At 69.6% G+C, this 6,524-nt stretch carries 7 protein-coding genes; all 7 read right to left on the bottom strand.

What is annotated here, in order from left to right:
* Positions 1 to 110 precede the first annotated feature (110 nt).
* Positions 111 to 647 (bottom strand): arginine repressor, encoded by a 537-nt coding sequence (locus AB0L95_RS30325; protein WP_365166925.1) that lies wholly within the window; start codon positions 645 to 647, stop codon positions 111 to 113.
* Between the two features lie 7 nt (positions 648 to 654).
* Positions 655 to 1,890, bottom strand: a complete 1,236-nt coding sequence (locus tag AB0L95_RS30320) for an acetylornithine transaminase (protein ID WP_365166941.1) — start codon at positions 1,888 to 1,890, stop codon at positions 655 to 657.
* A 5-nt stretch (positions 1,891 to 1,895) separates the two neighbouring features.
* Positions 1,896 to 2,813: an acetylglutamate kinase gene (gene argB / locus AB0L95_RS30315; RefSeq protein ID WP_365166923.1), complete on the bottom strand. Its 918-nt coding sequence runs from the start codon at positions 2,811 to 2,813 to the stop codon at positions 1,896 to 1,898.
* A gap of 16 nt (positions 2,814 to 2,829) precedes the next feature.
* Positions 2,830 to 3,981 (bottom strand): bifunctional glutamate N-acetyltransferase/amino-acid acetyltransferase ArgJ, encoded by a 1,152-nt coding sequence (gene argJ, locus AB0L95_RS30310; RefSeq protein ID WP_365166921.1) that lies wholly within the window; start codon positions 3,979 to 3,981, stop codon positions 2,830 to 2,832.
* Positions 3,978 to 5,006 (bottom strand): N-acetyl-gamma-glutamyl-phosphate reductase, encoded by a 1,029-nt coding sequence (gene argC / locus AB0L95_RS30305; RefSeq protein WP_365166919.1) that lies wholly within the window; start codon positions 5,004 to 5,006, stop codon positions 3,978 to 3,980. Before argC ends, argJ begins: the two co-directional genes overlap by 4 nt.
* A gap of 97 nt (positions 5,007 to 5,103) precedes the next feature.
* Entirely contained in the window at positions 5,104 to 5,523 is a 420-nt protein-coding gene (locus AB0L95_RS30300) for a GtrA family protein (protein WP_365166917.1), read from the bottom strand.
* Complete coding sequence (locus tag AB0L95_RS30295) at positions 5,523 to 6,500, bottom strand: glycosyltransferase family 2 protein (protein ID WP_365166915.1); 978 nt, start codon at positions 6,498 to 6,500, stop codon at positions 5,523 to 5,525. Before AB0L95_RS30295 ends, AB0L95_RS30300 begins: the two co-directional genes overlap by 1 nt.
* Positions 6,501 to 6,524: the final 24 nt, after the last annotated feature.

Genomic DNA, 6,524 nt, shown 5'->3' with positions numbered 1-6,524 from the left:
CGGGGGGGCGGGCCTGGGGGGGGGGGGGGGCCGGGGGGGGCTCACCCTACCCGGGGGGGGGGGCGCACCGGTTCCGGTGCGCCCTCCCCCCTGTGTACGGGACGTACGTCTCAGTGCCCCGTCTGCGCCAGCCGCAGCAGGTGGTCCGCGAGCGCCTGGCCCCCGGTCGGGTCCCGGCTGATCAGCAGCAGGGTGTCGTCACCCGCGATGGTGCCGAGGATGTCGTGCAGTTCCGCCTGGTCGATGGCCGAGGCCAGGAACTGGGCCGCTCCCGGCGGGGTACGCAGGACCACGAGATTCGCGGACGCCTCCGCGGAGATCAGCAGTTCCTGGGACAGCCGCCGCATCCGCTCCTCCTTGGCCGACCCGCCGAGCGGTGCGCGCGGGGTGCGGAAGCCGCCCTCGCTCGGGACCGCGTAGATCAGATCGCCGTCGGAGTTGCGGATCTTCACCGCGTTCAGCTCGTCCAGGTCCCGGGAGAGCGTCGCCTGCGTGACGTTCAGCCCGTCGTCGGCGAGGAGTTTCGCCAACTGGCTCTGAGAGCGCACTGGTTGCCGGTTGAGGATGTCCACGATCCGGCGGTGGCGCGCGGTGCGGGTCTGCGGCACGGCTGGGCCCGTGTGCTCGTGGTCCTGCGCCTGGGTCATCGTCGTCTCATTCTCCGGATCGTCCGTCCCCGTTCAGTGCGCCGAGGACACCGGGAAGCGCCCGGAGGAACGCCGCCACTTCGTCATCGCCGAGGTTCAGCGGCGGCATCAGCCGTACGACGTTCGGGGCGGGCGCGTTCACCAGGAGACCGGCGTCCTGAGCCGCCTGCTGCGCCTGCTGTGCGAACGGCTCGCTGAGCACGATACCCAGGAGCAGTCCCGCACCCCGGACATGGTCGATCAGTGGGTGCCCCAGCGACTCGATTCCCTCCCGCAGTCGCTCGCTCTGCCGCTTGACGTTCTCCAGGAGGCCGTCGGCCGCGATGGTGTCGAGAACGGCGAGTCCGGCGGCGCAGGCGACGGGGTTGCCGCCGAAGGTCGTGCCGTGCTGGCCCGGCTGGAGCAGTTCGGCGGCGCGGCCGAAGGCGACGGTGGCGCCGAGCGGCAGTCCGCCGCCGAGCCCCTTGGCGAGCGTGACCACATCCGGCAGGACGCCCTCGTGGGCCTGGTACTCGAACCAGTGGCCGGTGCGGCCGATGCCGGTCTGCACCTCGTCGAGCACCAGCAGCGCCCCGGTGGCCGCGGTGATCGCCCGGGCCGCCTTGAGATAGCCGGCGGGCGGGACGACGACCCCGTTCTCGCCCTGGACGGGCTCGATGATCACGAGGGCGGTGTCCTCGGTGACCGCGGCGGCCAGTGCCTGCGCGTCGCCGTAGGGGACGTGCGTGACCTCGCCGGGCAGCGGCCGGAACGGTTCCTGCTTGCCGGGCTGGCCGGTGAGCGCGAGGGCGCCCATGGTGCGGCCGTGGAAGCCGCCGTGGGTGGCGACCATATGGATGCGCCCGGTGAGCCGGCCGATCTTGAAGGCGCCCTCGTTGGCCTCGGCGCCGGAGTTGCAGAAGAACACCTTGCCGTCCCGGCCGAAGAGCTGGAGCAGCCGTTCGGCGAGGGCGACGGGCGGTTCGGCGATGAACAGGTTGGAGACATGGCCGAGGGAGGCGATCTGCCGGCTGACCGCCTCGACGACCGCGGGGTGGGCGTGGCCGAGCGCGTTGACCGCGATACCGCCGACGAAGTCGAGGTACTCCGTGCCGTCGGCGTCCCACAGCCGGGTGCCCTCGCCGCGGACCAGGGGCAGCCTCGGGGTGCCGTAGTTGTTCATGAGCGCGCCGCGCCAGCGCCGGGTCAGCTCGCCGTTGGCGGAGTGCGTGACGCCCGCGGAGTCGGCGGTGGCATCGGTCATGCCGGTCATGCGGTGGCCCCCTGGCTGAATTCGTCGGGCACGACCATCGTGCCGATGCCCTCGTCGGTGAAGATCTCCAGCAGGATCGAGTGCTGGACCCGGCCGTCGATGACGCGGGCGGTGGTGACGCCGTTGCGCACGGCGAACAGACAGCCCTCCATCTTCGGGGCCATGCCGGAGGACAGCTCCGGCAGCAGCTTCTCCAGCTGGGAGGCGGTGAGGCGGCTGATCACCTCGTCGGAGTGCGGCCAGTCCTCGTAGAGTCCCTCGACGTCCGTGAGGACCATGAGGGTTTCGGCGCCCAGTGCCGCAGCGAGTGCCGCAGCCGCCGTATCAGCATTGACGTTGTAGACATGTCCGTCGTCCTGACTGCGGGCGATCGAGGAGACGACCGGGATACGGCCGTCGGCGAGCAGCGCCTCGATCGCGCCCGTGTCGATCGCAGTGATCTCGCCGACCCGCCCGATGTCGACCAACTGGCCGTCGATCTCGGGCCGGTGCTTGGTGGCGGTGATGGTGTGCGCGTCCTCGCCGGTGATGCCGACGGCGAACGGGCCGTGCTGGTTGAGCAGCCCGACCAGCTCGCGCTGCACATGACCGGCGAGCACCATGCGCACTACGTCCATGGCGTCCTCGGTGGTGACCCGAAGACCTGCCTTGAACTCGGTGGGGATGCCCTGACGGTCGAGTGCCGCGCTGATCTGGGGGCCGCCGCCGTGCACGACGACGGGCTTGAGGCCGGCGTGCCGCAGGAACACGACGTCCTGGGCGAAGGCGGCCTTCAGCTCGTCGTTCACCATGGCGTTCCCGCCGAACTTGATGACGACGGTCTTGCCGTGGTGACGGGTCAGCCAGGGCAGCGCCTCGATGAGGATCTTGGCCTTGGGCAGGGCGGTGTGCTTGCGCGTCTTTCCGGTGCTCATCGCGTCTTTCCGGTGCTCATGAGGAGTAGGCGCTGTTCTCGTGGACGTAGTCGGCGGTGAGGTCGTTGGTCCAGATGGTGGCGGTCTCGTTGCCGGCGGCGAGGTCGGCGACGATGTGCACCTCGCGGTAGCGCATGTCGACCAGCTCGCGGTCCTCGCCCACGGAACCGTTCTTGCAGACCCAGACGCCGTTGATGGCGACATTGAGCTGGTCGGGCTCGAAGGCGGCCCGGGTGGTGCCGATCGCCGACAGGACACGGCCCCAGTTGGGGTCCTCGCCGTGGAGCGCGCACTTGAGGAGGTTGTTGCGGGCGATGGAGCGGCCCACCTCCACGGCGTCCTCCTCGGTGGCGGCGCCCACGACCTCGACCTTGATGTCCTTGCTGGCGCCCTCGGCATCCCCGATGAGCTGGCGGCCCAGGTCGGCGCAGACCTCCCGGACGGCCTCGGCGAACTCCTCGTGCTCCGGGGTGATGCCGGACGCCCCGGAGGCGAGCAGCAGGACGGTGTCGTTGGTGGACATGCAGCCGTCGGAGTCGACCCGGTCGAAGGTGACCTTGGTGGCGGCGCGCAGGGCCCGGTCCAGGGTCTCCTGGTCGGCGTCGGCGTCCGTGGTGAGGACGACGAGCATGGTGGCGAGGCCGGGCGCGAGCATGCCGGCGCCCTTGGCCATGCCGCCCACGGTCCAGCCTCCGCGGGTCACCACGGAGGTCTTGTGGACGGTGTCGGTGGTCTTGATGGCGAGGGCGGCCTTCTCGCCGCCGTGCTCGGACAGCTGGGCGGCGGCCGTGTCGATGCCCGGGAGCAGCTTGTCCATGGGGAGCAGGACGCCGATGAGGCCGGTGGAGCAGACGGCGACCTCGATGGCGCCCCGGCCGAGGGCCTCGGCGACCTTCTCGGCGGTCGCGTGGGTGTCCTGGAAGCCCTTGGGACCGGTGCAGGCGTTGGCACCGCCGGAGTTGAGGACGACCGCGGAGACCTGGCCCGACTTGAGTACCTGCTCGGACCACAGCACCGGCGCGGCCTTCACACGGTTGGAGGTGAAGACGCCCGCGGCGGCGCGGCGGGGCCCGTTGTTGACCACGAGGGCCAGGTCCGGGTTGCCGTTCCCCTTGATCCCGGCGGCGACACCGGCCGCCGTGAACCCTTTTGCTGCCGTGACACTCACGGTGCGACTCCGATCGTGGAAAGCCCGGTGGTCTCGTCGAGCCCGAGGGCGATGTTCATGCTCTGGACGGCACCGCCCGCGGTGCCCTTGGTCAGATTGTCGATGGCACTGATCGCGATGATGCGATGCGCAGCGGCGTCGTACGCGACCTGCACCTGAACGGCGTTGGAACCGCAGACGGACGCGGTGGCGGGCCACTGTCCCTCGGGAAGCAGATGGACGAAGGGCTCGTCGGTGAAAGCCTTCTCGTAGGCGGCGCGGACGGCCTCGGCGGTGACACCGGGCCTGGCCTTCGCGTTGCAGGTGGCCAGGATGCCGCGGGGCATGGGCGCGAGGGTGGGGGTGAAGGAGACCGAGACGGCCTCCCCGGCGGCCGCGCTGAGGTTCTGGATCATCTCGGGGGTGTGCCGGTGGACGCCGCCGACGCCGTACGGGGACATCGATCCCATGACCTCGCTGCCCAGCAGATTCGGCTTGAGCGCCTTGCCGGCGCCGGAGGTGCCCGAGGCGGCCACGATCACGGCCTCGTTCTCGGCGAGGCCCGCGGCGTACGCGGGCAGGAGGGCGAGGGAGACGGCGGTCGGGTAGCACCCGGGCACCGCGATGCGCCGGGTCCCCGTGAGCCGGGTGCGGCCACCGGGCAGTTCGGGAAGGCCGTAGGGCCAGGTACCGGCGTGCGGGGTGCCGTAGAACCTCTCCCAGTCGGCCGCGTTCTCCAGCCGGAAGTCCGCGCCCATGTCGATCACCAGCACCTCCGCCCCGAGCTGCTCGGCGACCGCGGCGGACTGACCGTGGGGCAGGGCGAGGAAGACCACGTCGTGCCCGGCGAGCACCTCGGGGGCGGTCTCCTGGAGCACCCGGTCGGCCAGGGGCAGCAGATGCGGCTGCAGCGCGCCCAGGCGCTGTCCCGCGTTGGAGTTCCCGGTCAGAGCGCCGATCTCGACCTCGGGATGTGCCAGGAGCAGACGCAGCAGCTCCCCACCCGCGTATCCGCTCGCTCCGGCGACCGCCGCACGTACCGTCATGGAACCTCCTCCTGGATGGCATGACTATACGTTTCGCTGCACGTTTATGCAATCCGGGAGATCGAACCTCTTCCTCGATGGTGACCTCCGCGACGCGTCACCGCACCGGAGGCTGCGCCGGAGCACCCCTGTCCCGGGGAAGCATGATCGTCCGGGAGACGACGAAGGTGACGGGAATGGCCGCGGCGGAGGCGAGCAGCGGGGCCAATGTGTTCCCGGCGTGCAGGACGTCGACGATCACATACACGCCCGCCGTCGTGATCAGGAAATTGGTGGCGTTCGTCAGAGGGAACAGTAGGAATTTCCGCCAGGTCGGCCGCGTCCGATAGGTGAAATGTGCATTGAGAAAAAACGAACCGACCATGCTGAGGGCGAACGCGAGAACGTGCGCCGCAAGATAAGGCAAACGGAAGAGGAACAGAAGGTAAAGCCCGTAATACGTGGCGGTGTTGATGACGCCGACGACGGCGAAGGTGAGGATCTGTCTCGCCATAGGGCGCGTAGGTGCGAGGCGCATCAGGGAATGAGGTCCTTTGCCGTGCCACGGACCGCGCAGTCCTCTGCGCGCTCCACGTTGGTCGCCTTCACCAGGAAGTGCGGACGCCTCTTGACCTCGTAGTAGATCCGGCCGGTGTACTCCCCGATGACCCCGAGCATGATCATCTGTACGCCCGCGAGCGCCGTGACGGCGGTGATGATCGTGACATAGCCGGGTGTCTGCACACCATGGACCAGCGCGGCGACCACGATCCACGCCGTGTACACCCCCGCCAACAACAGCAGGCCCAGCCCGAGGTAGAGCGCGGCGCGCAGCGGCCTGTTGTTGAAGGAGAGCACTCCGTCCAGCCCGTAGTTGAGCAGGCTGCGGAAGTTCCACGAACTGCGGCCGTGCTCGCGCACCGCGTTGTCGTACTCGAAGGTGGTGCTGGGGAACCCGACCCAGGCGAACAGCCCCTTGGAGAAGCGGTTGTACTCGCTGAGGGACAGGACCGCGTCCACCGCGCGCCGGGACAGCAGCCGGAAGTCGCCGACGCCGTCCCTGAGCTCCACGTCGATGAGACGGTTGACCAGCCGGTAGTACAGGCGCGCCGTGAGCGTGCGGGTGATCCGGTCGCCGCTCCTGCTGCGCTGGGCTATCACCTGGTCGTAGCCCTGTCCGCACAGATCCACCATGCGCGGGATCAGTTCCGGCGGGTGCTGCAGATCCGAGTCCATGACGATCACGGAGTCCCCCGAGGCGTGGCGCAGCCCGGCGAGCAGTGCCGCCTCCTTGCCGAAGTTGCGGCTGAAGGAGACGTACCGCACCCGCGCGTCGAGGGCGGCCAGCTGCTTCAGGGCCGTGAGGGTTCCGTCACGGCTGCCGTCGTCGACGTACACGAACTCCATGTCGTGGCCGAGCGGAAGAAGTTCGTCCGCGACCTTCTGGACCTCGTCGTGGAATCGCCCGATGACTTCTTCTTCGTTGTAGCAGGGTGCGACGATCGAGATGAGCATGGTTCTCCCCTTGAGTGCGCGGTC

Source organism: Streptomyces sp. NPDC052036, from assembly GCF_040680495.1.
GTDB lineage: Bacteria > Actinomycetota > Actinomycetes > Streptomycetales > Streptomycetaceae > Streptomyces.
Note: the sequence above shows the minus strand (reverse complement) of the source record. Positions and strands in the feature narration are given on the sequence as shown.